The organism is Paraburkholderia sp. CI2 (genome assembly GCF_014201055.1).
Classification (GTDB): Bacteria; Pseudomonadota; Gammaproteobacteria; order Burkholderiales; family Burkholderiaceae; genus Paraburkholderia; species Paraburkholderia tuberum.
Genome location: NZ_JACHDL010000002.1, coordinates 386511 through 410053, shown reverse-complemented (window position 1 = coordinate 410053; position 23543 = coordinate 386511). Strand labels below are relative to the sequence as shown.

General features: G+C 63.9%; 25 protein-coding genes. 18 read left to right on the top strand and 7 right to left on the bottom strand.

The genetic code is table 11. The features are described from left to right. Positions 1-309: 309 nt before the first annotated feature. The 4 genes from HDG32_RS05590 to HDG32_RS05575 form a co-directional block, all read right to left on the bottom strand. Entirely contained in the window at positions 310-741 is a 432-nt protein-coding gene (locus HDG32_RS05590) for an RNA polymerase sigma factor region1.1 domain-containing protein (RefSeq protein WP_184064167.1), read from the bottom strand. Further along, complete coding sequence (locus tag HDG32_RS05585; RefSeq protein ID WP_184064164.1) at positions 725-1039, bottom strand: high-potential iron-sulfur protein; 315 nt, start codon at positions 1037-1039, stop codon at positions 725-727. Before HDG32_RS05585 ends, HDG32_RS05590 begins: the two co-directional genes overlap by 17 nt. An 86-nt stretch (positions 1040-1125) precedes the next feature. Further along, on the bottom strand, positions 1126-2397 hold the full coding sequence (locus HDG32_RS05580; protein ID WP_184064161.1) for a c-type cytochrome: 1272 nt from the start codon (positions 2395-2397) through the stop codon (positions 1126-1128). 116 nt (positions 2398-2513) lie between these two features. Beyond that, positions 2514-4241 carry a methanol/ethanol family PQQ-dependent dehydrogenase gene (locus tag HDG32_RS05575; RefSeq protein WP_184064158.1) on the bottom strand — a complete coding sequence of 576 codons (1728 nt, stop codon included), beginning with the start codon at positions 4239-4241 and terminating at the stop codon, positions 2514-2516. 369 nt (positions 4242-4610) lie between these two features. On the opposite strand from HDG32_RS05575, the gene HDG32_RS05570 reads away from it, so the two are divergent. From HDG32_RS05570 to HDG32_RS05520, 11 genes are all read left to right on the top strand, one after another. Continuing rightward, entirely contained in the window at positions 4611-6596 is a 1986-nt protein-coding gene (locus tag HDG32_RS05570) for a sigma-54-dependent Fis family transcriptional regulator (protein ID WP_184064155.1), read from the top strand. Positions 6597-6899: 303 nt separating this feature from the next. After that, positions 6900-6974, top strand: a complete 75-nt coding sequence (gene pqqA, locus HDG32_RS37180; RefSeq protein WP_090805708.1) for a pyrroloquinoline quinone precursor peptide PqqA — start codon at positions 6900-6902, stop codon at positions 6972-6974. 32 nt (positions 6975-7006) lie between these two features. Further along, the gene (locus HDG32_RS05560) at positions 7007-7138 is read left to right on the top strand and encodes a hypothetical protein (protein ID WP_409340003.1); all 132 of its coding nucleotides are present in this window, start codon (positions 7007-7009) and stop codon (positions 7136-7138) included. After that, positions 7135-7416 carry a pyrroloquinoline quinone biosynthesis peptide chaperone PqqD gene (gene pqqD, locus HDG32_RS05555; protein ID WP_184064152.1) on the top strand — a complete coding sequence of 94 codons (282 nt, stop codon included), beginning with the start codon at positions 7135-7137 and terminating at the stop codon, positions 7414-7416. Before HDG32_RS05560 ends, pqqD begins: the two co-directional genes overlap by 4 nt. 1 nt (position 7417) lies before the next feature. Then, positions 7418-7573 (top strand): hypothetical protein, encoded by a 156-nt coding sequence (locus HDG32_RS05550; RefSeq protein ID WP_184064149.1) that lies wholly within the window; start codon positions 7418-7420, stop codon positions 7571-7573. 320 nt (positions 7574-7893) lie between these two features. Further along, on the top strand, positions 7894-8445 hold the full coding sequence (locus HDG32_RS05545; RefSeq protein ID WP_184064146.1) for an RNA polymerase sigma factor: 552 nt from the start codon (positions 7894-7896) through the stop codon (positions 8443-8445). Further along, complete coding sequence (locus HDG32_RS05540; protein WP_184064143.1) at positions 8445-9377, top strand: anti-sigma factor; 933 nt, start codon at positions 8445-8447, stop codon at positions 9375-9377. Before HDG32_RS05545 ends, HDG32_RS05540 begins: the two co-directional genes overlap by 1 nt. Next, positions 9361-10425, top strand: coding sequence for a catalase family peroxidase (locus HDG32_RS05535; protein WP_184064202.1), 1065 nt, complete (start codon positions 9361-9363; stop codon positions 10423-10425). The genes HDG32_RS05540 and HDG32_RS05535 overlap by 17 nt, the downstream gene beginning before the upstream one ends. Before the next feature lie 220 nt (positions 10426-10645). Continuing rightward, positions 10646-11530, top strand: a complete 885-nt coding sequence (locus tag HDG32_RS05530; RefSeq protein ID WP_184064140.1) for an anti-sigma factor — start codon at positions 10646-10648, stop codon at positions 11528-11530. Positions 11531-12042: 512 nt separating this feature from the next. After that, positions 12043-12597 carry an RNA polymerase sigma factor gene (locus tag HDG32_RS05525; RefSeq protein ID WP_184064137.1) on the top strand — a complete coding sequence of 185 codons (555 nt, stop codon included), beginning with the start codon at positions 12043-12045 and terminating at the stop codon, positions 12595-12597. Next, positions 12594-12821, top strand: a complete 228-nt coding sequence (locus HDG32_RS05520) for a hypothetical protein (protein WP_184064133.1) — start codon at positions 12594-12596, stop codon at positions 12819-12821. Before HDG32_RS05525 ends, HDG32_RS05520 begins: the two co-directional genes overlap by 4 nt. A 29-nt stretch (positions 12822-12850) precedes the next feature. Here the strand turns inward: HDG32_RS05520 and HDG32_RS05515 are convergent, their stop codons facing one another. Genes HDG32_RS05515 through HDG32_RS05505 form a run of 3 tightly spaced genes read right to left on the bottom strand, consistent with a single transcriptional unit; the run spans position 12851 to position 16165 of the window. Continuing rightward, on the bottom strand, positions 12851-14257 hold the full coding sequence (locus tag HDG32_RS05515) for a serine/threonine-protein kinase (protein WP_184064130.1): 1407 nt from the start codon (positions 14255-14257) through the stop codon (positions 12851-12853). Between the two features lie 28 nt (positions 14258-14285). Beyond that, positions 14286-15176, bottom strand: a complete 891-nt coding sequence (locus tag HDG32_RS05510; protein WP_184064128.1) for a DUF3365 domain-containing protein — start codon at positions 15174-15176, stop codon at positions 14286-14288. Then, on the bottom strand, positions 15173-16165 hold the full coding sequence (locus HDG32_RS05505; protein WP_184064125.1) for a hypothetical protein: 993 nt from the start codon (positions 16163-16165) through the stop codon (positions 15173-15175). The genes HDG32_RS05510 and HDG32_RS05505 overlap by 4 nt, the downstream gene beginning before the upstream one ends. Before the next feature lie 418 nt (positions 16166-16583). Between HDG32_RS05505 and tssB the strand changes: the two genes are divergently transcribed. The 7 genes from tssB to tssG all read left to right on the top strand — a co-directional run bounded on the left by tssB (position 16584) and on the right by tssG (position 23488). Beyond that, positions 16584-17105, top strand: a complete 522-nt coding sequence (gene tssB / locus HDG32_RS05500) for a type VI secretion system contractile sheath small subunit (RefSeq protein ID WP_184064122.1) — start codon at positions 16584-16586, stop codon at positions 17103-17105. A gap of 8 nt (positions 17106-17113) precedes the next feature. Continuing rightward, positions 17114-18607 carry a type VI secretion system contractile sheath large subunit gene (gene tssC / locus HDG32_RS05495; protein WP_184064118.1) on the top strand — a complete coding sequence of 498 codons (1494 nt, stop codon included), beginning with the start codon at positions 17114-17116 and terminating at the stop codon, positions 18605-18607. Positions 18608-18719: 112 nt separating this feature from the next. Then, positions 18720-19223, top strand: coding sequence for a type VI secretion system tube protein Hcp (locus HDG32_RS05490; RefSeq protein ID WP_090804249.1), 504 nt, complete (start codon positions 18720-18722; stop codon positions 19221-19223). Between the two features lie 57 nt (positions 19224-19280). Beyond that, positions 19281-20093 (top strand): type VI secretion system accessory protein TagJ, encoded by an 813-nt coding sequence (locus HDG32_RS05485; protein ID WP_184064115.1) that lies wholly within the window; start codon positions 19281-19283, stop codon positions 20091-20093. Positions 20094-20106: 13 nt separating this feature from the next. Next, positions 20107-20610, top strand: coding sequence for a type VI secretion system baseplate subunit TssE (gene tssE / locus HDG32_RS05480; RefSeq protein ID WP_184064112.1), 504 nt, complete (start codon positions 20107-20109; stop codon positions 20608-20610). A gap of 5 nt (positions 20611-20615) precedes the next feature. Continuing rightward, positions 20616-22508 carry a type VI secretion system baseplate subunit TssF gene (gene tssF / locus HDG32_RS05475; RefSeq protein WP_184064109.1) on the top strand — a complete coding sequence of 631 codons (1893 nt, stop codon included), beginning with the start codon at positions 20616-20618 and terminating at the stop codon, positions 22506-22508. Next, the gene (tssG, locus tag HDG32_RS05470; RefSeq protein ID WP_184064105.1) at positions 22472-23488 is read left to right on the top strand and encodes a type VI secretion system baseplate subunit TssG; all 1017 of its coding nucleotides are present in this window, start codon (positions 22472-22474) and stop codon (positions 23486-23488) included. Before tssF ends, tssG begins: the two co-directional genes overlap by 37 nt. Positions 23489-23543: the final 55 nt, after the last annotated feature.

Genomic DNA, 23543 nt, shown 5'->3' with positions numbered 1-23543 from the left:
TTGGGCGGGGGGGGGGGCCCGGGGTGTTGTGGGGGTTTGTTGGTGCCTTCGATTTTTTGGGGGGGGGGGGGGGGGGTGGGGTGGGGGGGGTGGGGGGGGGGGGGGGGGGGCCCCCCCCCCCCCCCCCCACGCCGGTGAGCGGGTTAGTGATTCAGCGATGCCGCCTCTTGCCGGCTCAGCGAGCACGTCTCTGGCGCGAGGGCAAGCGAAGCGGCGAGACCGATGAACGACACCGCCGCGGCTGCGACGCAGCATCATCCGACCGGAGACGGCGTCAGAACGTGTGATGGATCCCGACGACGTTCGCGCTTACTGTACCGCGCGTTCGAGGCGCTCGAGCAGCGGTCTCGTTCCCATTTCGCGCAGGTACGGTTTCACCCGATCGCTCGTGTGGCCCATGAGCGGATCGACGGGCGCGCCCGGCACGGCGTCAGCGTTCGCAAAATGCCGTTCGGGCGCCCATGCCGCTTGCGTAGCGGCGGCTTCGCGCACGGCGATGCCCAACTCGCGCAGCGTCACCGTTGCCGCTGCGATTGGAGCGTCGTCGGCTGCATGCTGCGGGAGGGCGTCGACGATGTCGCCGCGGGTGAGGAAGCCACGCGTGAGGCCGAGTTCGATCAGCGCCTGAAGGGGGGCCGACGCGTCCCCGTCCGACGGACCGATCACGGCATCGGCCGCGGCCATCGTGCGTGCGCCGCCTGGCGGCGCACCCACGGACCAGCGCTCAAACGCGTGGCGCATAGACGTTGCACCAGCCGTCGGCCGAAACGGATTTGCCCGGGAACATCGGGCACGGTCCGGCGGAGTCGCCCGCTGCGCCAGTGTAGAAACGACAGTTCGCGCAGTTCTGGCCCGCGTGGTACTTGGGGAACTTCGCGGCGTCGACGCTGCTCGCTTTCGCACGATAGCCGAGCGAGTTGGGCGTGGCGTCGTTTTCATCGACGGCGGGCGGCGCGGCTAACGCGAGGTCGGCGCTGGCGAGCGCGGCACACAGGCCCGCGGCCTGGAGAATGAAGTGTCTGCGGTTGTGAGAGACCATGATGATGCCCTGAGAAAAGAAATGGGTCGTCCATGCCGCATTCGCTTGAAGCGGCGTGGCGTCGTAATGCGGTGCGAAGCAACGTGTTAGTGGCGCGGTCCGGCGTTCAGCGGTGTGGTCGAGGATTGCGCGGCTTGCGCGGTCAGCTTCGCGCTGCCGGTGTCGTAGCCATTCGTATAGAGCAGGAAGGCCATCAGATCGGCGTACTCCTCGTCGCTCATCTTGCCGGGATGGTCCGCGGGCATGTTGGTCGACATGTACTGGTAAATGCCGCCGATCGTCAGATGCGAGTTCGCCGCTGGCGCGAAGGCCGGTCCGATCAACGACGGCGCGGTGTTGCCTTCGAGCTTCTCGCCGTGGCATTTCGCACACGAATCCGCATACAGATGTTCACCGTGGGTGACCTGATCGTGATCGAACGACGGTGTCTCGGTCGTCGCCGCAACCTTGATGAAGCCGCCGGCGGCGGGCATGCCGCCCACGCGCCATAGGTCCGCACGCGGCGGCGCCTGGGTCGGGCCGTCGAGATAGCGCGCGAGATTCGCGTGAGTGCTGGCCGCGGTCGCCGAACCGCTCGCGAGGGTGGTTGGCAGCGCCCAGTTGCGCGTGAGCGCTGCGAGCCGGCCATCGCTGCGCAGACGCGTGAGCGCGTCATCGATGCGCTTTTGCAGCGGCTGCGTGTCGGGCCCCGACGCGAACACCAGATTCCAGTCGGCATAGGGCGACTCGGCGACGGCAACCTCGAAGTGCTGCTGCGGGTGCGCATGCCGATACGCCACCACGGCCGGGTACCAGACGATCGCGCGCTGGGCGCGCCCTTTCGCGAGGGCGTCGACGGTCAGCTCGGAGGTGGTTTCCAGATCGAAGCGCGCGTTTTTCTGCTGGACCGCGATCAGTTGCGACGGGCTCGACCAGGTGGCGGCAATGGTGATCTTGCCGTCCGGCGCCGCGACGGGGGTGTTGGCCGCATGGGCGCCGCGCAGCGTGACGCTGACGTAACCGGAGTGCAGATAGCTGTCGGAAAAGAGCAGGTGCGAGTCGGAGCCGTCGGCCACGCTCGAACGCGGAAAGCCCGCGATCACGTCGCAGTTGCGCTGCAGCGATGTCGAGAGCTCGCGAGCGGAGATGCCGTCGTCGCCGCCGTCGTCGTCGATGCCGCGCGGCGCGAATGTCGCGGTAATGCCCGCCGCGCTCAACACCGCGCGTGCAACGGACTTGTCCAGCTCGGCCGAAGGGCTGCTGGGCATCGTGCACACGCGGACGCTGGAAGACGTCCGCGCGGCCGCCTGGGCGGCAACATGTGCGGCGCCGGCGACGAGCGCGCTGGCGAGAGCAAGGTGAGTGAATCGAATGTTCATGATGGTGCGTTCCTGTGATGGCGGGAACACCGCGCCCGCATGGGCTGCGTGCGGGCACGGAAAGATACAGCTGCGAAGGTCGGATGGGCAGAACGATGCGGGTGCGGTGGCTGCGCCTAGCTGCGATCGAGCGCGAACACGTACAGCGTGCCGCCGCGCGGAACGTCCTTCGCGACGTCGGCCATCGGGCCGCCCCAGATCGGATTCGCACCGCCGTAGCCCGCGAGCACGGCCACGTATTCCTTGCCGTCGACTTCGAACACGGAAGGTTGCGCGACGATGCCGCTCGCGAGTTGCGGGCTCTCCCACAGCACCTTGCCCGTCGTCACGTCGAACGCGTACAGATGGCCGTCGAGCGAGCCGCTGAAGGCGAGGCCGCTGGCCGTGGTGGCGACGCCACCGTTCCAGGGCATCCTGGTCCAGTGACCCCACAGCTTCTTGCCCGTATTGACATCGATGGCCTGAAGCTCGCCATAACCCTGGCTGCCCGGTTCAGGCTGGATCTCGAAGCCTTCGCCGAGGTAGGGCAGACCCTCCATGTAGCTGACCGACTTGCCGGACAGGCTCATGCACGCATGCAGCGAGGGCACCACCGCGATGTGCCGCTCGGGATCGTAGGAAGTCGACCACCAGTTCTTGCCGCCGAGAAAGCTCGGACAGGTGTTGATCGTCGTGCCGGCCTTGGGAAACCGGCTGGCGTCCTGAACTGGTTTGCCGTCGGCGGTATAGCCCGTCACCGACAGCGCCTTGACGAACGGCTCCGCGTAGATCAGCTTGCCGGTCTTGCGGTCGATCGCGTGGAAGAAACCGTTGCGGTCGGCATGGATGATGGCGTCATACTGCTTGCCCTTGTAGCTGATGTTGGCAAGAACCGGCGTGTTGACGCCGTCGTAGTCCCACGTGTCGTTACTCGTGTACTGATAGTGCCACTTCAGGTCGCCGTTCTTCGGATCGAGCGCGAGCAGGGAATCGGAGTACAGATTGTCGCCGGGACGCAGCGCGGCGAGCCACGGTCCCGGATTGCCGACGCCCCAGTACAGCGTCCGCGTGGCGGCGTCGTAGGTGCCGGTCAGCCACGCCGCGCCGCCGCCATGTTCCTGCATGCCGTCGGGCCACGTATCGCCGCCCTTGTCGCCGGCATTCGGGATCGTATAGCGCTTCCAGATGATCGAGCCGTCGTCGGGATCGAGTGCGGCGATATAGCCGCGAATCCCATACTCGCCGCCTGATGTACCGACCACGATCGCGCCGTCGAGCGCGAGCGGCGCGAGCGAGAACGCGTAGCCGAGACCCGGTTCGAACATCTGCTTCTTCCACACGACATTGCCGCTCTGCGCGTCGATCGCGGCTACCTCGCCGCTCAGCATGGCCACGTAGACGTTCTTGCCATACAGCGCGACGCCGCGATTCACTACGTCGCAGCATGCGGTCTTGAACGATTCCGCGCCGAGCTTCGGCTCGTATTTCCAGAGCTTCGTGCCGCTCTTGACATCGAATGCGTAGACGTTGTCTTTCGGCGTGCTGACGAAAAGGTAGCCGCCGTTGACGATCGGGGTTGCTTCGAAGCCTTGCTTGAGTTCCGCGGGGAACTGATAGCTCCAGGCCTCCTTGAGCCTGGCGACATTCGATGCATCGATCTGCTTCAGTGGCGAATGTGACTGGCCGCTATAGCTGCGGTAGTAGGTGAGCCAGCCCGGGTCGCTCTGTGCTTGAGCGAGGCGCTCGTAGGTCACGGCGGGGTAGTCCGGGGCGGCGTGCACCGCAGCCACGTTCAGTGCCATCGCGATCGCGATGCTCGCTCCAAGGACAGCCAGCCGGCCTGCGGCGGGCGAACGGTTCTTCATGGTCGTCTCCTGAGTGTTTGTCGATGCAGTGCCGGGAGAGGCGTCGCCCCTTTGTTCCGTGTCGATCCGGTTGCGGTGCCGTTACTGCAAGTCACATGCCATTTTTGTGGGCGAGTCCGAAAGGGTGGCACGCCTGAAACGTGCGGCGGCACATATCGCGCGCAGGGCGCTCCATGTGTTGCGTCCCGGTACAACGCCGGGCGATGGAGTGTTGAGAAACAGGACAGTTGCAGCGCTGGCGCGCATCGCTCGGGTCGAGGGCGACGCCAGGATCGCGGGCGAAGCTGTCGCTGAAATGGATGGCCCGGAGCTTGCTTAAGAGGACGGAGAAAAGTCCGGCAAGGTACCAGGCTTTCCAGGAGGGAGACAATGCGCGATGACGTTCACCGGGCCGTGGCTCAGACTGCCATACGGTCCAATGACTTTCCCGTGCCGGCAATTCAGAAAGCGCACGAACGCTCCGAAACGTTTGGTCTGTGCGCGTCGGCGCGGCCGGAATACGAGGTTCTTTCGAACGCGGGTCTCGTGCTCAAACGCGAGCAGAACCGGGTGTTGTGCGCGCATGCGATGCCGGTGATGGAGTCGCTGCACGAGCAGATCGCCGACACGCAAAGCATGATCGTGCTGACCAATGCCGAAGGGCTGATCCTGCATTCGATCGGCGACGACGACTTCCTCGCGCGCGCGGAGAAAGTCGCGCTGCGGCCCGGCGCGAACTGGGCCGAGGACCGCCAGGGCACCAATGCGATCGGTACGGCGCTGGCCGAGCGCTGCGCGATGGTCGTGCACGGCGACCAGCACTACCTGGCGGCAAACCGCTTCCTGACCTGCTCGAGCGTGCCGATTCTCGATCCGTATGGCGACGCGATCGGGGTGCTCGACGTGACGGGCGACTACCGCAGCTACCATCAGCACACGATGGCGCTCGCCAAAATGTCGGTGCAGATGATCGAGAATCATCTCTTTACGACCACCTTTCACGAAACGCTGCAAGTGTCCTTCCATAGTCGTCCGGAGTTTCTGGGCACGCTGATGGAAGGCATCGTGGCGTTCACGAGCGACGGACGCTTTCTGTCGGCCAACCGCAGTGCCCAGTTCCAGCTCGGTATGTCGCTCGCCGGGCTGCGCGCGCATACGCTGTCGTCGCTGTTCCAGGCCACGAGCGCGCAACTGATCGATCGCGCGCGCGTGAGCCTCGAGCCGCACCTGATGCTCAACCTGAGCAGCGGCGCGGTCGTCTGCGCGCGCGTGCAGTTCAGGCGGGCGTCGCTTGCCGAGGGCAGCCGCCCGGTCGCCGTGCACGACGGCGCCCGCGCGGTGGCGCGCGAGGAGCCGCCGCAGGCGGCCGCCGGACTCTCGCGTCTGAGCTATCTCGACACGGGTGACCCGCAGGTCGCCGCGGTCATTGCGAAGCTCAGGAGGGTGATCGGCAAGGACATTCCGATCCTGATCAATGGGGAGACCGGCACGGGCAAGGAACTGCTCGCGCAGGCGATCCACAACGATTCGCCGCGCTGCGCCGGGCCGTTCATGGCGGTCAACTGTGCTTCGATTCCCGAGACGCTGATCGAATCCGAACTGTTCGGCTACGAGGAGGGCGCATTCACCGGGGCGCGGCGCAAAGGCGCGATCGGCAAGCTGCTGCAGGCAAACGGCGGCACGCTGTTTCTCGACGAGATCGGCGACATGCCGTACTCGCTGCAAGTGCGGCTGCTGCGCGTGCTGCAGGAACGCGTCGTCAACCCGCTCGGCTCGACGAGGAGCATTGCGGTGGACGTCGCGATCATCTGCGCGACGCACCGGGACTTGCGCGAGATGATCGCGCAAAACCGCTTCCGCGAGGATCTCTACTACCGGCTCAATGGCCTCGTGGTGCGTCTGCCGCGGCTGCGCGACCGTACCGACCTCGCGGTCGTGATCCAGAAGATGTTGCTGCGCGAATCGATCGCCAGCGCGAGGGGACGGCCGCTTCACGTCGCACCCGATGTCATGGCGATGTTCGAGCGCTGTCCATGGCCGGGCAACTTCAGGCAGCTTGGCAACCTGCTGCGCACCGCGGCGGCCATGGTCGACGCGGACGGCGAGATCCGGCGCGAGCATTTGCCCGATGACTTCTTCGATGATCTGCGCTGCGGCGTTTCGTCGAGCGGCGCGGCGGATACGCCGGGCTCGGGCAATGCGTTCGCGCCGGAGTGCGCGCGCCTGCAGGACGTGACCGTGTCGGTGATTGCCGCCGCGCTCGCGCGGCATGGCGGCAACGTTTCGGCGGCCGCGCGCGAGCTCGGCGTGTCGCGCAACACGATCTATCGCAAGATGCCCGCGGTCGAGCCGGATCGTGAGGTGGACGACTTCTGAACCCCACCGCGCCGCTTTCATCAGCACTTCTGTTTCGCCCACGTGCTGTCACACCGTTGTTGCATCCCGCAGCAGTGGTGCTCCAAAAATCAACACTGCCCATCTCCCGAACGCGTCGTATGGCGACGCGTTTGTCCCGCTTACGTCAGCGAATTGACGATGTCGGTGCCCATATCCAGGCGAAGGCTTGTGCGTGAGCCAAACGAGCCTCGCGTGGCGACATCGGCATGTCCTTTGCTTTGAAGGGAACGGCCGCGCATCGAGTGCGGTTCTTCCGTCCCATCGCAAACAAGGAGACATGCCATGCAATGGATTACCCCGTCGTACGCCGAGGTGCGTTTCGGCTTTGAAGTCACGATGTATATCGCCAATCGCTGAGCGGGCTGCGGCGTACCGCCCGCAGTGCCGTAGTGGCGCCGCGGGCGGCGCTCGCCTCGCCGGGCACGCCCGAGGCGCAGCAGCGCGCGCTCGATCTCCTGCGGTTCAAACTCGATATTCTCTGGTCGATCCTCGATGCGCTCGAAAAGGCCTGGCCCCTATGAACACGCGTGACGCGGATAGCGGCGTGCCGCTGCGCCCCCGCCTGCGGAGCGTCTTCCGCCTGCAGTGGGAAGTGGCGCAGGACGCCTACGTGCTGCTCTATCCCGAAGGGATGGTGAAGCTCAACACTAGCGCCGGCGCGATCCTCGCGCGTTGCGACGGAGAACACGAGCTCGACGACATCATCGGCGAACTCGAACGGCTTTTCGGCACGTCCGAACTTGCACCCGACGTCTACCGCTTTCTCGATCACGCGCGGCTGCGCGGCTGGCTGGACTGACTTGGCCCACGACCATCCCGGTCCTGCCGTGCCTGGCGGTTTGGTCAGCCAGATCAGCGGAATGATCGCGATAAAGATCACCGCCGATAGCCAGAAAATGTCGTTTAAGCCCAGCATCGAGGCCGCCACGCAAAAATCGCCGATGCCAGCGGTATAGATCGGACCGCGCAAAACAAAAAACCCTCGCTGGTAGGGCAATTTCCACAACACATTGGCGCCGGTGAGGACACCGGCGACCATGGATCATGAAGTAAGCGGAGGAAGGCGCGTCGAATGCCGACGCGACCGTCAAAGACGGCGCGCGTGCTTCGCCGATCTGACGCTCATTGCCCGCGGATGATGTTTGCGAGCCGATTGCCGCGCGTCAGCAAACATTTTGCGAACGTTGCACAATACGGCTTGGGGACACCAGCCGGAATTGGCCAGTCGTTAGCCGCCACGCCCGGCCGCCATCAAGCCGCCATTAGCCAGTCAATCATGCCAACAGCAGAGGTTGAGAGTCTGCCCAGTCAACTGCCGGGAATGCTGCCGCGATTATGGGCGTTCTCGCTGCGCCTGTGCGGCAACCATCACGACGCCGAGGATCTCGTCCAGCGTGCCTGTGTCCGCGGACTCGAACGCGCCCATCAATTGCAGCCAGGCACTTCTCCTCTGAGCTGGATGTTTTCGATCGTTCATTCCACCTGGATCAACGAGCTGAGAGCGCGCAACGTGCGCAACCGCTCGAGCATGGAATGGGACGACGATTTTCTGCAGACCGTTGCTGATCCCGATGCGCGCACGCCGGAAGAGAACCTGCTGAATGGCGAGATCATCGCGGCCGTCAACCGTCTGCCCGAGGCACAACGGACCGTCATGCTGCTCGTGGCCGTCGAGGGCCTGAGTTACGCCGAGGCCGCCAAGGCGCTCGACGTGCCGATCGGCACGATCATGAGCCGCCTGTCCCGCGCGCGGCAGACCCTTGGGGCGCAATTCGGTAATCGTGAAGCCACGGCGGCGCGCTCATCCAGCAGCGAGCGAGAAGTGTGATGACGATCGACGACACCACCCTGTTAGCGTACGTCGACGGAGAATTGCCGCCCGACGAACGCGCACATGTCGAGAGCGCGATCGGCAAGTCGGACGACGTGGCATCGCGCCTGTCGATGCTGCGGGCCTCGCAATTGCCGTACGCGGAAGCGTTCAGCCAGCAGGCTTTGCCGCCGGTACCGGAGACGTTGCGCCGCAAAGTCGACGAACTGATTCGACAGCATCTGGCAGGTGCGTCGGCACAAGGCGCGGTCAATGCCGCCGACGCAATCGATACCGCGACCAGCGGTGAGTCATCGATCCCGTCCGGTGGCAATGTGCATCGGCTGAAGCCGCGCGCATCATTGCCGTGGCTGGCGGTGGCGTTCGTCGCGGGCGTGTTCTCCTGCGGCATCGCGTTCCGTCTGTTGCCGCAACTGACCGGTGGCGGCGCCATCACGACGGCATCGAATGATCCGGGCGTGTCGCCGTGGATCGCGGCGGCGGCCGGCTATCAGCAGCTTTACACACGCGACACCGTCGCCTCGTTGCAACCCGACATGCGCGCGACCGCCGCCACCGCCGCCAATATTCGTCAATACGACAATCTGGCGTTGCAGATTCCCGACCTGCGCAGTCAAGGGCTCTCGTTCAAGCGCGTGCAGCGCCTGAGATTTCGTGGCAAACCGCTCGTGCAGATCGTCTACTTGCCGGAGCATGGCGGCCCCGTCGCGTTATGCGTGCTGAAAGAAGCGAAGGCCGACGCGGCGCCCGCGCGCGATCGCGTCGGCGGCATGGACGTGGTGGCGTGGCGGCGCGGCCAACTCGGTTATGCGCTGATCGGCGAGCACGGCGGCGTCGATCTCGAAGCACTCGGCAAACGCCTTTACGACGGCCAGGTGTCGACCACCATCGGCCGCACGGACGCGCATGACGATGCCCGGTCGGGCTGATCACCAGCGAGGCCATGGCTTGCTGCTGCGCTGGCTCGCGGTTTTCGCGGCGCCTATGTTACTGCTGGCGCTGTTCGTCTGGTGCGCCGGATGGTTCCCGCCGCGCCTGACTTCGCAGCGGATCGTCGATGCATTCGAAGCGACGACGACGCCGCACCCGGGCTTCCGGCGCAACCACGCGAAGGGCATCTGCATCACCGGACACTTCGACAGCAACGGCAACGGCGCGTCGGTATCGCGCGCAAGCGTGTTCGAACGCGGCAGCTACGCCGTCGTCGGGCGACTGTCGAGGCCCGGCGGCAATCCGCAACAAGACGACGGCGAAGCCCTGGTGCGCAGCTTCGCGTTGCTGATCGCGCTGCCGCGCGGCGAGCAATGGCGTCTCGCGATGAATTCGACGCCGATTTTCGCGGTGCGCACGCCGCAGGCGCTATTCGAACAGCTTCAGGCGGAAGCGCTGGATCCGCACACCGGTCAGGCGAACCCCGCAAAAATGCAGGCGTTTCTCGACGGCCATCCTGAGGCCCGCGCGTTTCTCGAATGGGTCCGCTTGCACCCGCCATCGTCCCGCTTCGACAACGCGGCCTATTTCGGTATCAGTTCGTTCCAGACTACGGATGCGCAGGGCGCGAAGCGTTTCGTGCGTTGGGAGGTGGTGCCGGACAGTCCCTGGCGTCCTGTCGAAGCACGCGCGCAAAGCGATCCAGACTTTCTGTCGCACGCTCTGATGACGCAACTCGCGAAGGGGCCATTGCGCTGGCATCTGGTGCTGAACGTCGCGATGCCCGGCGATCCGATCGACGACTCGACGCGGCAATGGATCGACTCACCGCAACGCGAGCGGGTCGACGTGGGCACGATCGTCATCGATCGCGCGCAGGCGCAGATCGATGGTCCCTGTCGCGACATCGCGTTCAATCCGACCATCCTGCCCGATGGCATCGCGCCATCCGCCGATCCGTTGCTGGCCGCGCGGTCGTCGACGTATAGCGTATCGTTCAATCGCCGAACTCGGGAGGAGGCCGTTGCCGGATCGAATGGTCATTGAATGTCGTCTCTACCGCGAGGTTTCGGGAGCGACGCCTGAGAAAACGGTTGGCAATAGCAAGTCCTGGCCAGTGATCCACGCTGCATCCGCGCGCTGCGTACGACCTGCGAACAACGCGCAACTACGGTTATCATAGAATTTGATGACGAACGGGCGGTGCCCGCCTGCGCCTTGCAGGCGAATGCTGATCGCGCTCAACCTCCTTTAAGCCTATCGTCCTATGAGACCCGACGACAGTAAATTGATCGCGTATGTCGATGGCGAACTCGACCCGTCCGAGGCGGCATCGATCGAAAAGGAACTCGCCGTTTCGCCTGAGTTGCAGGAAAGCGTCGATTTGCTGCGCGCGTCGCAGCTCCCTTATCGCGAGGCGTTTGCAACGCAGAAGCTACCGCCTTTACCGGGCGAATTGCAGCGCCGTATCGAAGCAATGGCGAGCGCCGCACGGCGCGACGAATCGAATCACGCATCCCATCAGCCGATACCCGCAAGAAAGCCGCAGGCGCGGCTGTGGCTTGCCGCGGCATTTGTCGCCGGCGCGTTTTGCGCGGGCCTCGCGATGCGGCTCGGACCTGCATGGCTGGGCGTGCCCGGCAGTGGCGGCGCGATTGTCGCGTCGAACGACGCGACGTCGTGGATCCATGCAGCGGTGGGCTATCAACGGCTCTATACACGCGATACCGTTGCCGACATCACGCCCGACCTCGGCGCGTCGGCGAAGACCGTCACGGCGATCCGGTACGTCGACGGCATTGCATTGCGTGTGCCGGATTTGCGGGAGGCGGGGCTGTCGTTCAAGGCAGTCGCGCGCCTGCGCTTCAACGACAAGCCGCTGGTCCAGATCGTCTATCTGCCCGACCACGGCGCGCCGGTTGCGCTGTGTGTGATGAAGGACGCGCGACCGGACCAGGCGATCGCGCAACAGCAGTTGAACGGCATGACCGTCGTATCGTGGCGGCAGAACGATCTTGTCTATGCGCTGATCGGCAAACCGGACTCAACCGATCTCCAGTCGATCGCACAGCGGATCTCGAACAGGAGCGTGGACGCGTTGTTCGCGCTTAACGATGCGCCTGATGCGAAGCCGAGGGATGCGCGTACATAAGCGCGGCGCGATCTGATCGCAGTGCGGGCCATTCCGCGTGACGGCGTCCGGAGTCAAGATCTGCCGGTTTTTGCGTGACGGGGTATGACAGGAGAGTCGTAGTGAAACGAAACGATGACCTCGCTGGTCGTTGTTTCGCTCTATTCAGTAAACGGCGAGCCGTGAGCCGTGATTCGTAATCGAGGTCATAGCCACAAACGATTGGTCGCAACAGTGGTTTTTGGATAAAGATGCCCTGCGCACGCGTTAGGACAAAATCGAAATGGAGCGGCGCTGCCTTTGGCAATTCTGCAAGTATCCGCGTTCAAGCCGTTGACGAACTCCATGCAACGGTCCCAGATAAAGAGGTGGCGTCAGATCCGCCAAACCTCTGCTCGGCGAAGAGACCAATCAACCGGTCCAGAGAAATTCTGTCTGGCCTTGTTCCTGATGTGACCGGTGTTACGACGTGATCCTCAAGCGGCACGTCGAGCCGTCGTTCAAGGGCTCTACTCGAAATTGGCCACTCAACCATGTCCACCACTGTCGTTGAGAGTTTGTCGGATCTTTTACCCGGAATGCTGCCCAGATTGTGGGCTTTCTCGTTGCGCCTGTCCGGCAATCAGCACGACGCCGAAGACCTGCTGCAACGTTCGTGCGTACGCGGACTCGAACGGGCGCATCAACTGCAGCCCGGCACGGCGCCGCTCAGCTGGATGTTCTCGATCATCCATTCCACGTGGCTCAACGAATTGCGGGCACGCAGCGTACGAGGCCGGGCGAGTGTCGAGTGGGATGACGCATTGCTAGCCGTCTCCGATCCTGCCGCGCGTTCTCCCGAAGATGTGCTGCTGAGCCGTGAGATCATCGCCGCCGTCGGGCGCTTGCCCGAGGCTCAGCGCGTGGTGATGCTGCTCGTCGCGTTCGAAGGATTGAGTTACGCCGAAGCCGCGCAGGTGCTCGATGTTCCGATCGGCACGATCATGAGCCGCCTGTCGCGCGCGCGGCAAAGCATTGGCGCGCGCTTCGACAGCGGCGCGGGACCGGCCGCACGTTCGGCTCCGCCTCGGGTCGAAGTCGGGCGATGACGATCGACGACGCCGACCTGCTTGCTTATGTCGATCGTACGTTGGCTCACGCACGCGCGGCCGACATAGAGCGAGCGATGCACGAGTCCGTCGATATTGCGAATCGCGTGATATGGCTGATGGCATCGAAGTTTCCATACACTGAGATCGTTGGCCGGCAAAGCTTGCCCGCATTGCCCGTAGCGCTGCGGTTACGGATCGATCGCCTGATCGCGGCCGCCTGACGATCGATCGGCGGCGCGAGCCGGGAGATTCAGGGTGGCGGGTCGTCGAAGGCACGCAAAAAAGCCTCGCGATCCACCGACGCCGGCAGCGCGTCGGCCAGTCGCGCACGGAAGGTCGCTGCGTCCGCGCCACGCGCGGCCCGCTCCGCGATCACGTGTGCGAACGGTCCGACGTGCGATGCGAGCCGCCGCGCAGCGGCCTCGACGTGCTCGGCATCGAGCGGCATGCACGCCGCGGATGTCGATTCGATGGGCAGCGTACCGCGCTTCGAGTCATCGCCCGAAGCGATCACGTGCTGCTTGAGCAGCGTATCGAACTCACGACGAGCGGCGTCGTTGGACAAATGGCGCGCAAGCTGAGCCGCCAGTGTTTGCGAGTCGGTCGCATGCGATGCGGCGCGCCGCACGAGCAGCGAGGCAATGGGGCCGACGTGGCTGGCGAGCCGTTGCTCCAGCTGGGCCAGAAACTCGGGTGGCCAGTCTGGTCTGGCAGCCCCTGCCGCTGGCGCAAGCGCCTGGCGCAACGGTTGCGCGCGCACGACGGTATGGTCGGGATCGAGCCGCGCCATGAACGAGTCGTGCAGCGTCAACAACGCGTTGCGCCAGCTTTGCGCGGACGCATAGCGGTCGTCCGGCCGTTTGGCGAGCGCCTTCAGCACCATGGCATCGAGTTCGGCGGGCAGGCTTGTGACATGCGTCGATGGGGGCGGCGGCATCTCGTTCATCACCTGATGCATCACGGCGGCTGGCGCGCCGCTAAACGGGCATTGCCCGCTCAGCATCTCGTACAGAACGACGCCGGCGGAAAACAGGTCGCTGCGTGCGTCGATCTCCGCGCCTGCATACTGCTCCGGCGACATGTAGCTTGGCGTGCCGATCATCATGCCGGCCTGCGTCAGGCGTCCTGTATCGAGCTGTGCGATGCCGAAGTCGGTCACCTTGCATTCGCCGCGCGGCGCGATCAGCAGGTTGGCGGGCTTGATGTCGCGATGGATCACGCCGAGTTCGTGCGCATAAGCGAGTGCATCGAGCAGTTGCGCGAACCACGTGAGCGCATCGAGCAACGGCATCATGCTGCCATCGCGGGCGTGCTGCGCGAGCCGTTGCGCGAGGTTCTCGCCGCGTACGTATTCGAGCGCGATGAACGCGACGCCTTGCGCCTCGCCATAGTCGAACACGCCGACGATATGCGGATGCACGAGACGGCCGGCAGCGCGCGCTTCGTTGAGAAAGCGTGCGGTCAGCTCCGCACCGGATGGCTCCGCCGTGCCTTGTCCGTCGTTCAGTGACGGGGTGCGAATCGTTTTTAGCGCCACCTCGCGCTGGATATGCGGATCGGTCGCGAGATAGACCGTGCCCATCGCGCCGCGACCGAGCACCCGTTCGACCCGATAGCGGCCGATCTGTCGCGGAGTCGCGCCGGTTCGGGAAGTCATGGAGTCGTCCACGATGTGTGCGGCACGCTTACGCCTGGCGCTCTTCGATCATCTCGAACGCTGCGACGAGGCTCGTGCGCATCCGTCCGAACGACACCGCGAGCGACGCTATTTCATCGCTGCCGCCGGCCGGCAGTTCGACGTCGCCGAGTTTGCCGAGACTCACCTCGTCCGCGGCGCGCGACAACATCTGCAAACGCCGCGTGACGAGGAAGTGCACCATCGCGTTCAGCACGACGAGCACCACCGCGAATACAGCGGTCAGTGAGACCATCAGGCTGCGCCATACCGCACGGCCGCGCGCGATCGACTCCGACATCGGCACCGACACGAACTCTGCGCCGATCACGTCGTTCATGGTCCAGCCGAAACCATTGGCCGGCCCGTACTTGTCGATCATCGTGTGCGGCGCCGCGGACGGCGTGCTGTGACATTGCATGCACGCGGCGTCGGTAATGCGGCTTGGATGGGCGAGAAACAGCAACTGCTCGCCGCCCGGCGTATGACGCTGTCCGGTGGCCTGTTTCAATTCCGGATGGTCGTGCAGATGAGCGATCACTTCGCTTTCCCAGTCGCTTGGCCGGTCGCGCGGGTTGGTCGGATTGAGCATCGCCGACTTGTACGAGAAGTTCGGAAACGCGCTCTGCAACGAGTTCAGCATTTCGATCGCCGAGTACGCCGGCACCGACTCGGGCACGAACGAATATTTGATCTGCGTCGCGAGCAGCGGCGTGATGTGTTGCGCCGTGTAGTTCTGCATCGCGCTGGCGGCGTTCAGAAGCACGTCCGCATCGTGACGCGTTTCGTCGAGCGCCTGCTGTTGCAACACACGATCCGCGACGAATCCGATGGCGGTCAGTCCGATCGCGAAGATCGCGATGAACACGAGATTGAACTTGATGGCGAGTGACAGCTTCATGGGCGAACCGGAGCGGATGGGTAAGGGGAACGGTAAGCGGAACGGTAAGCGGAACCGTAGACGGAACCGGTCTGGATTGCGGGGCTCCGTATCACGGCACGCGGTGGCGGCGGAAAGACCAGCGCATGCCAGTCCGGCAAATCGCGAATGCGCTGCACGACTGCGCGGCGAAACGCGGAATCGGTCAGGCGCGCGCGAAAGCGTGAAGAGAAACGCGTCGATGGATCCCTGCGCACCGCGAGTTCGCTGTCGAGCCAGTCCGATACGTCGTCGTAAGCGACCGGTCGGATGCTGCCCGGCGGCTCGTTGCGTGGATGGGCCGGCATCGGCAGCACACGCAACGCGTCGCGGAATGTAACGGGCATCGCGGCGACGAAAGCGGGATCAGGGCCTGCTGTCACGGCAATCGTGTCGCTCGCCGCGGGATGCATGGCGAAGCGATGCGCATCGAGCTTGAGCGGCGCAACATTGCCGTGCGAAGCGCCGATGCCGAGAATGCTGGCCGCGCCGCTCTCACAGAACACTGCGTCGCGGTCTTGCGCGTGCGCGATCTGCTCATTGGCACTCCGATAATTCGTTGCCGTTGCCGCGATGACCAGCACGGTATCGTTCGAGGGCGTGAATCGCGTGCGCGCGGTGTCGATCACAGGCGCGGCGCAATTCGCCGTGTCTGCGTCGCACGCGTGCAGCACCTTCAGCCAGCCGCCGAGCACCGCGATATGCGCGTCGCGCATCAGCATCACGCGAGTGCCATGACCCAGCGCCACGCTATTGCCCGCGTCGTCCTGGATCTGCACGCCTGCGCTCGTCGGCGTTTCGACCATATCGTCAAGCGCAAAGCGCTGCCCGACATCTGCCTTATAACGCCCCGTCTCATGAATGACGGTGACGGGCGCATCGGCCTGCACGAGCGTCCACGCCGCATTGGCATAGGGTGCAAGCAGCAGCAAGGCGAACGGTACAGACCGCTTGAAAAGTCCGAAGATCATCCGGATGAGCCTGGTTGAGCGTTTCAATTGGCGAAGCGCGGTGAATACGGCGCGTTATATCGCGCGAGTATCAACAGAACAGCCGGCTCGCGGGTTTATTCCAGGGTTTCGATGATCACAAACTCGCCTTCGCGTGTCCCATATGGTGAGCCTGTCTCTGCGTGACGCACGCACGAAAAGATCCAGTCCACGACACAACGGAATATCTGCCCGGCTGGGCTGTTCTGATTTGCGCAGACGGCGGCGAGTGTGATCTGGAACATGAACGCAACAGTTTCGACAGACGTGGAATAGATCGCGATGCTGCGCTGTTCTGGGTGCATGGACGACGCGTCTGCAACGCGGCAAGTCGAGTGCAGGCTCGTAAGACGCATCGCCGGATTCACGAAACCCTACGGATACCAGAGGAAATCAGCGCATGGCAACGAGACAGAGCAGTCAGAAATTCATCGCGCGCAATCGCGCGCCACGCGTACAGATCGAGTACGACGTGGAGCTGTACGGCGCGCAGAAAAAAGTGCAGATCCCGTTCGTGATGGGTGTGATGTCGGATCTGTCAGGCGCCAATGCCGGCGATCTTCCGCCGCTCGAAGCGCGCAAGGCAGTGGAAGTGGACGTCGATAACTTCGACAGCCGCATGCAGTCGATGAAGCCGCGGGTGAACTTCAGCGTGCCCAACACGCTGACGGGCGAAGGCAATCTGGCGGTCGATATCACCTTCGAAGGCATGGACGATTTTTCGCCCGCCGAAGTGGCGCGCAAGGTCGACTCGCTCGCGAAGCTGCTCGAGGCGCGCACGCAGCTCGCCAACCTCGGCACTTATCTCGATGGCAAGTCGGGCGCAGAGAAGCTGATCGCGCAGGCGATCAAGGATCCCGCCTTGCTGCAATCGCTGGGCGCGGCGCCGAAAGCCGCCGACACCGAACCCGCACAGGAGTGAGCGCGATCATGGAAAGCCAGAATCAGATCGAGCAAGACGTCGAGGGTGCATTGAGCGGCACCGACGATTTCGCCGCGCTGCTCAACAGGGAGTTCAAGCCGAAGAACGAGCGCGCGAAGCAGGAAGTCGAATCGGCCGTGCGCACGCTCGCTGCACAGGTGCTGCAGGATTCGCACATCGTTTCGGATGACTTGACGCAAACCATCAACGCGTATGTCGCCGAGATCGACCGCAAGCTCAGCGAGCAGTTGAACCAGATCATGCACCACGCGGACTTTCAGAAGCTGGAAGGCGCGTGGCGAGGGCTGCACCATCTCGTTACCAACACCGAAACGGATCCGATGCTGAAGATCCGGGTGGTGAACATATCGAAGAAGGAACTCGCAAAAAATCTCAAGCGCTTCAAAGGCGTTGCATGGGACCAGAGCCCTGTATTCAAGCGCATCTATGAAGAAGAATATGGTCAGCTGGGCGGCGAACCATATGGCTGCCTCATCGGCGATTACTACTTCGATCACGGTCCGCAGGACGTCGAACTGCTACGCGGAATTTCGCAGGTCGCCGCCGCCGCGCATGCGCCGTTCATCTCGGCGGCGGATTCGACGTTGCTCGGCATGGAAGGCTGGAACGAGCTGGCCAATCCGCGCGATCTGTCGATGATCTTCACGACGCCGGACTACGCGGGCTGGCGTTCGCTTCGCGAAATGGACGACGCCCGCTATCTCGCGCTGACGATGCCGCGCACGCTTGCACGCCTGCCGTACGGCGCGAAGACCGACCCAGTCGACGGGTTCGACTTCGAAGAAGACACCGAAGGCGCGGATTCATCGAAGTACACATGGCAGAACGCCGCGTATGCGATGGCGGTAAACATCAACCGTTCGTTCAAGTACTACGGATGGTGCACGCGGATTCGCGGCGTCGAGTCGGGAGGAGCGGTCGACAGTCTGCCGGTGCATACCTTCCCGAGCGACGACGGTGGCGTCGACATGAAGTGCCCGACCGAGATCGCGATCACCGATCGGCGCTCGGCCGAACTCGACAAGATGGGGTTGATGCCGCTCGTGCATCGCAAGAATTCGGACATCGCGGCATTCATCGGCGCGCAATCGGTCGCGAAGCCGGAAGAGTACGACGATCCGGCCGCCACGGCGAATTCGAATCTGTCGGCACGTTTGCCATACATGTTCGCGTGCTGCCGTTTCGCGCACTACCTCAAATGCATCGTGCGCGACAAGATCGGCTCATTCAGCACGCGCGAGCAGATGGAGAGCTGGCTGTCGAACTGGGTCATGAATTATGTCGATGGCGATCCGGTGAATTCCAGCGAGGAAACCAAGGCCCGCAAGCCGCTCGCTGCCGCGCAAGTCGTCGTCGAGGACGTCGAAGGCAATCCCGGCTACTACACGTCGAAGTTCTTCCTGAAGCCGCACTACCAGCTCGAAGGACTCACCGTATCGCTGCGGCTCGTCTCGCGACTGCCTTCCGCGCAGGCGGCCTGAGGCTTTCTGCTGCATCTCACCTTGCAGGTAATCGTCCGGAGCGGCAGCGTTCCGGTCCTGATCGTTCGCCGCTACGGCGAGCGCACTCTTTGGCTCACAAATAGAGGTCACTATGGCATTCGACATGCATCTGAAATTCGGCTCCGGAGCGGTCACGATCCAGGGCGCTTCCAATCACTCGAAGCACAAGAACCAGGTTCCGATCATCGCGTGGTCGTGGGGCGCCAGCAATACCGGCAATCTGCACACGGGTGCGGGCTATGCATCGGGCGGCAAGGCCAACATTCAGGACATCACCGTCACGAAGTACATCGACAGTTGCTCGAACGCGTTGCTAAACGCTTGCTGCACTGGCGCGCGCGTCGACAACGCCTATCTGTACGTCACCAACGCAACGGGTCAGCAGACCGACTTCCTGACCATCGAGCTGAGCGAAGGGGTGCTGGTCACGTCGGTATCCACGGGCGGCAGCGGTGGCGACGAACGACTCACCGAGAACATCACGTTGCATTTCGGGAAGTTCAAGTACTCGTTCCAGCCGCAGGACGATGAAGGCAAGGCAAACGGCGGCACCAAGGATTTTACATTCGATATCCAGCAGGTCACCAAGCAGTAAGCAGGCGGCGATACCGGTCTTTTCGCCCGCTTTCTTTCATTGAATGGAGCACATCCAGTGACACTTTCTTCAGTCGATGTCAAACCTGAAAAGCTGCTCGCGGACGGTCATTTGAACGACGCGTTGCAAGCGTTGGCCGCGAAAGTGAAAAACTCGCCGGCGGACGCGACGCTGCGCGTGTTTCTGTTTCAGTTGCTTGCGTTGCGGGGTGACTGGGAGCGTGCCGGAACCCAGTTGACCGTGGCGGGCGAACTGGAACGACAAAACGCGTTGATGGTCGCCGCCTACCGCGCGGCACTGGTCGGCGAACGCGAACGCGAAGCCGTGCTGGCCGCCCTGCGTAACCCGGCAACGGTCGGCGAGCGGTCGGAATGGGAGCGCTTGCTGTTGCAGTCGCTGCAACAACTGTGCGACGGACGGATCGCCGAAGCGCTCGCATTGCGCGCGCGAGCCTTCGACGAAGCGGAAACGGTGCGCGGCAGCATCGACGGCGTGCCGTTCGAATGGATCGCCGACGCCGACCCGCGTTTCGGGCCGTGCCTCGAAGTGATCCTGAAGGACAGCTATGCGTGGGTGCCGTTCTCGCGCGTCGCTGCGCTGTCTTTCGATGCGCCCACTGATCTGCGCGACAAGATCTGGGCGCCGGTGCGAATCACCTGGAAGAGCGGTGATGAGGCGATCGGCTTCGTGCCTTGCCGCTATTGCGGCAGCGAGCGAGGTGAAGACGTCGCGCTCGCGCTGGCAAAGCGTACGGCGTGGACCGATCTCGGCGACGGCTGTTTCGTCGGCGTTGGTCAGCGCATGCTGATCACCGACGTCGACGAATATCCTTTGCTCGACGTGCGCTCGATCACGTTCGAAACAGCTTGAGGGGGCGCACGTCATGGCAGAACTGATGCCCCAGGAGCGTCTGCAGCCGTCGCTGCTCGATCGTCTCACCGATTTCGATCCTGCGCGGCGCGAGGAGAGCCGGGAGCAGCGCGTCATTACGGCCGCGCGTTTGCGCGAATACGTGACACGCGATATCGCGTGGCTGCTCAACTGCACGCGGCACTGGAGCAGCGACGAGCTGACCGGATTCGCGCAGGTGGGTAATTCCGTACTGAATTTCGGCATCCCCGATCTTGCGGGTGCGGCGTTATCGGGTATCGATGTCGAGCTGTTGCAGAACCGGATCCGTTCGGCGCTGCTCGACTTCGAACCCCGTCTGATCGCCAGCACTGTTCAGGTGAGCGTCGAGGTCGACGAAGCGCGCATGGGTAGCCGTTCGCTGCGTTTCCTGATCGAAGCCGACATGTGGGCGAACCCGATGCCGCTTTCTCTCTATCTTCGCACCGACGTCGATCTCGAGACCGGCGTGTTTCACGTGTCGCAACACTTCGGCTGATCATCATGGACCCACGACACTTGCGCTACTACAACCGCGAGCTGCAACACGTCCGCGAGATGGGCGCGGAGTTTGCGAGCGAGTATCCGAAAATTGCCGGCCGTCTCGGGATGGAAGGTCTCGATTGCGCTGACCCGTACGTCGAACGGTTGCTCGAAGGCTTCGCGTTTCTGGCGGCGCGCGTGCAAATGAAGCTTGATGCGCAGTATCCGGTGTTCACGCAGCATCTTCTGGAGATGATCTACCCGCATTACCTGACGCCGATTCCGTCGATGGCGGTCGTGCAGTTGTATCCGGATCAAGCCGAAGACCTTCCTGCCACCGGACACCCGGTCGCGCGGCACACGGTGTTGCGCAGTCTCACCGGCTTCGGCGAGCGCACGGCGTGCGAATACCGCACCGCGCACGACGTGACGCTGTGGCCGCTCGCGATCACCGAGGCGAGATACCTGGACACACCCGCGGCGCTTGCCGCCGCTGACCTCGTGCCGCCGCCGTCGAAAGCCGGGCAGGTCCGCGCGGGTTTGCGCCTGAAGTTCGCAACGCTTTGCGGCGTGCCGGCGAACACGCTCGCGCTCGACAGCCTGCCGCTTTATCTCGCCGGCGCCGACGATCTGCCGCGATGGCTCTACGAGCAACTGATGGCCAACCGCATCGGCTATACGGTGCGCGCAACCGCGCCGGATGGGCAAACCATCGAGACACAGCATGACGCGTCGGCGCTGCGCGCCAAAGGCTTCGACGAAGAGGACGCGATACTGCCCTACGGTGGCCGTTCGTTCAGCGGTTACCGGCTGTTGCAGGAGTATTTCGCGTGTCCGGAGCGTTTCCTGTTTGCCGAGTTCACGGAGCTGCGCCCGCTGCTCGCACGTTCGCGGGGCAACGAGTTCGAGATCGTGGTGTGGCTCGAGCGCAGCGTGACGCGCCTGCACAACGCGATCGATGCAGCCAACTTCCGCCTGTTCTGCGCGCCGGCAATCAATCTGTTCGAGCGCCGCGCGGACCGTATTCATGTGCAGCAGGGCGACACCGAGTATCACGTGCTCGGCGACCACACCCGGCCGATGGATTTCGAAGTGCATAGCGTGCTGGAAGTGCAGGGCTACGGCGATCGCCAGGAGCCGGAGCAAAGCTTCCTGCCGTTCTATGACAGCACCGCTCGCACATGGCACGGCGGGCAGGCGGCCTTCTACACGCTGCGCCGCGAGGCGCGGCTGGTCTCGAGCCGCCAGAAGCAACGCGGCGCACGCTCGAGCTACGTCGGCAGCGAAACGTTTATCTCGCTCGTGGATGCCAACGACGCGCCCTATGCGACCACGCTGCGCCAGTTAGGACTGCGGCTGCTGTGCACGAATCGCGATTTGCCGCTGCATATGCCGGTGGGCAAGTCGTACACCGATTTCACGCTCGATACCGACGCGCCCGTGTCGTCGATCCGCTGTGTGGCTGGACCGACCCGGCCACGCGCGCCGACCGCGACCGGCGAATCCGCGTGGCGGCTCATCAGCCACCTGCAGTTGAACTATCTGTCACTGCTCGACGAGGAAGGCGAAACGGGCGCGGCGGCGCTGCGCGAAATGCTCGGCCTGTATCACGACGAGTTCGACGCCGCGACGCGACGGCAGATCGAAGGCATCAAGCATGTCGCGGCGAAGCCCATCACGCGTCGCGTGCCGGTGCCCGGGCCGATCACGTATGGCCGCGGGCTCGAGATTACGCTGAGCTGCGACGATGCCGCTTTTGAAGGCAGCGGCGCATTTCTGCTCGCGTCGGTATTGCAGCATTTCTTTGCGCGCTATGTCTCGCTGAATTGGTTCGCCGAGACGGTGTTGCGCACGCTCGAACGAAACGAGGTGGCCCGATGGCCCGCGAATCCCGGCAAGCGCCCGATCCTGTAGTGCTCGAAGCCGCGTTGCGCGCGAGCCCGGAAGATTTCGAGTTCTTCGAGGCAATGCGCCGTCTCGAATGCGCGTATCCGCAACGGCCGCGGTTCGGTCATTCGACCAGGCCGGCCGAAGATCCTGTGCGTCTCGCCCATGCCGCGGCACTGGAATTTCCGTCGCGCAGCATCGCGCGTTTCGAGGCGGGAAAGGCCGGCCGGCCGGCACGGCTGGTTGGGCTGTTTCTCGGTTTGTTCGGACCGAACGGGCCGCTGCCGTTGCACCTCACCGAATACGCCGTCGATCGGGAGCGGAACGCGAAAGACCCGACGTTCGTCGCGTTTGCCGACGTGTTTCATCACCGGATGCTGAGCCTCTTCTATCGCGCGTGGGCCGATGCGCAGCCCACCGTGCAGCTGGACCGTCCGGAACAGGATCGGTTTCGCACCTACGTCGGCGCGCTGATCGGCATCGCCACGCCGCACCTCGACGCACGCGACGCGCTGCCCGATCAGTACAAGCGCTTTTTCGCCGGGCGTCTGGTGCCGCAAGCGCGCAATGCCGAAGGACTCAGGCGTTTTCTCGAGCACTTCTTCGGTGTGCCGGTGCGCGTGCTCGAGTTCGTCGCCGGGTGGATGCAATTGCCTCGGGACGCGCGTTTGCATATCGGCAAGAGCATGGCCTCGATGGGCCGCGACGCATTGCTCGGCACCCATGTGCGCGGCGCGCAGCAGCGCTTCCGGCTGCGCGTGGGGCCGCTGACCCGCAACGAGTTCAACCGTTTTTTGCCGGGCGGCGACACGCTCCTGCAACTGGTGGCGGCGGTCAAGTTGTATGTGGGCGAAGAGAAGGGCTGGGACGTGCAGCTCGTGCTGAAGAAAGAAGAAGTGCCGCTGACGCATCTGGGTCAGGCGGCCCGCATGGGCTTCAACACGTGGATGGGCCGCTATCCGCAGCACAACGATGCCGACCAGGTCGTGTTGAGCCCGGCCGAGTGAAGTCCGGCGTACGCATGTCCGGGCATCTTTCAACTGAACTGGCGACCGCTTCGCG

Excerpts from the sequence above, each read along its gene's own strand:
- HDG32_RS05590 (WP_184064167.1), bottom strand. The coding sequence starts at position 741 with ATGCGCCACGCGTTTGAGCGCTGGTCCGTGGGTGCGCCGCCAGGCGGC.
- HDG32_RS05585 (WP_184064164.1), bottom strand. The coding sequence starts at position 1,039 with ATGGTCTCTCACAACCGCAGACACTTCATTCTCCAGGCCGCGGGCCTG.
- HDG32_RS05580 (WP_184064161.1), bottom strand. The coding sequence starts at position 2,397 with ATGAACATTCGATTCACTCACCTTGCTCTCGCCAGCGCGCTCGTCGCC.
- HDG32_RS05575 (WP_184064158.1), bottom strand. The coding sequence starts at position 4,241 with ATGAAGAACCGTTCGCCCGCCGCAGGCCGGCTGGCTGTCCTTGGAGCG.
- HDG32_RS05570 (WP_184064155.1), top strand. The coding sequence starts at position 4,611 with ATGCGCGATGACGTTCACCGGGCCGTGGCTCAGACTGCCATACGGTCC.
- pqqD (WP_184064152.1), top strand. The coding sequence starts at position 7,135 with ATGAACACGCGTGACGCGGATAGCGGCGTGCCGCTGCGCCCCCGCCTG.
- HDG32_RS05545 (WP_184064146.1), top strand. The coding sequence starts at position 7,894 with ATGCCAACAGCAGAGGTTGAGAGTCTGCCCAGTCAACTGCCGGGAATG.
- HDG32_RS05540 (WP_184064143.1), top strand. The coding sequence starts at position 8,445 with ATGACGATCGACGACACCACCCTGTTAGCGTACGTCGACGGAGAATTG.
- HDG32_RS05535 (WP_184064202.1), top strand. The coding sequence starts at position 9,361 with ATGCCCGGTCGGGCTGATCACCAGCGAGGCCATGGCTTGCTGCTGCGC.
- HDG32_RS05530 (WP_184064140.1), top strand. The coding sequence starts at position 10,646 with ATGAGACCCGACGACAGTAAATTGATCGCGTATGTCGATGGCGAACTC.
- HDG32_RS05525 (WP_184064137.1), top strand. The coding sequence starts at position 12,043 with ATGTCCACCACTGTCGTTGAGAGTTTGTCGGATCTTTTACCCGGAATG.
- HDG32_RS05520 (WP_184064133.1), top strand. The coding sequence starts at position 12,594 with ATGACGATCGACGACGCCGACCTGCTTGCTTATGTCGATCGTACGTTG.
- HDG32_RS05515 (WP_184064130.1), bottom strand. The coding sequence starts at position 14,257 with ATGACTTCCCGAACCGGCGCGACTCCGCGACAGATCGGCCGCTATCGG.
- HDG32_RS05510 (WP_184064128.1), bottom strand. The coding sequence starts at position 15,176 with ATGAAGCTGTCACTCGCCATCAAGTTCAATCTCGTGTTCATCGCGATC.
- HDG32_RS05505 (WP_184064125.1), bottom strand. The coding sequence starts at position 16,165 with ATGATCTTCGGACTTTTCAAGCGGTCTGTACCGTTCGCCTTGCTGCTG.
- tssB (WP_184064122.1), top strand. The coding sequence starts at position 16,584 with ATGGCAACGAGACAGAGCAGTCAGAAATTCATCGCGCGCAATCGCGCG.
- tssC (WP_184064118.1), top strand. The coding sequence starts at position 17,114 with ATGGAAAGCCAGAATCAGATCGAGCAAGACGTCGAGGGTGCATTGAGC.
- HDG32_RS05490 (WP_090804249.1), top strand. The coding sequence starts at position 18,720 with ATGGCATTCGACATGCATCTGAAATTCGGCTCCGGAGCGGTCACGATC.
- tssE (WP_184064112.1), top strand. The coding sequence starts at position 20,107 with ATGGCAGAACTGATGCCCCAGGAGCGTCTGCAGCCGTCGCTGCTCGAT.
- tssF (WP_184064109.1), top strand. The coding sequence starts at position 20,616 with ATGGACCCACGACACTTGCGCTACTACAACCGCGAGCTGCAACACGTC.
- tssG (WP_184064105.1), top strand. The coding sequence starts at position 22,472 with ATGGCCCGCGAATCCCGGCAAGCGCCCGATCCTGTAGTGCTCGAAGCC.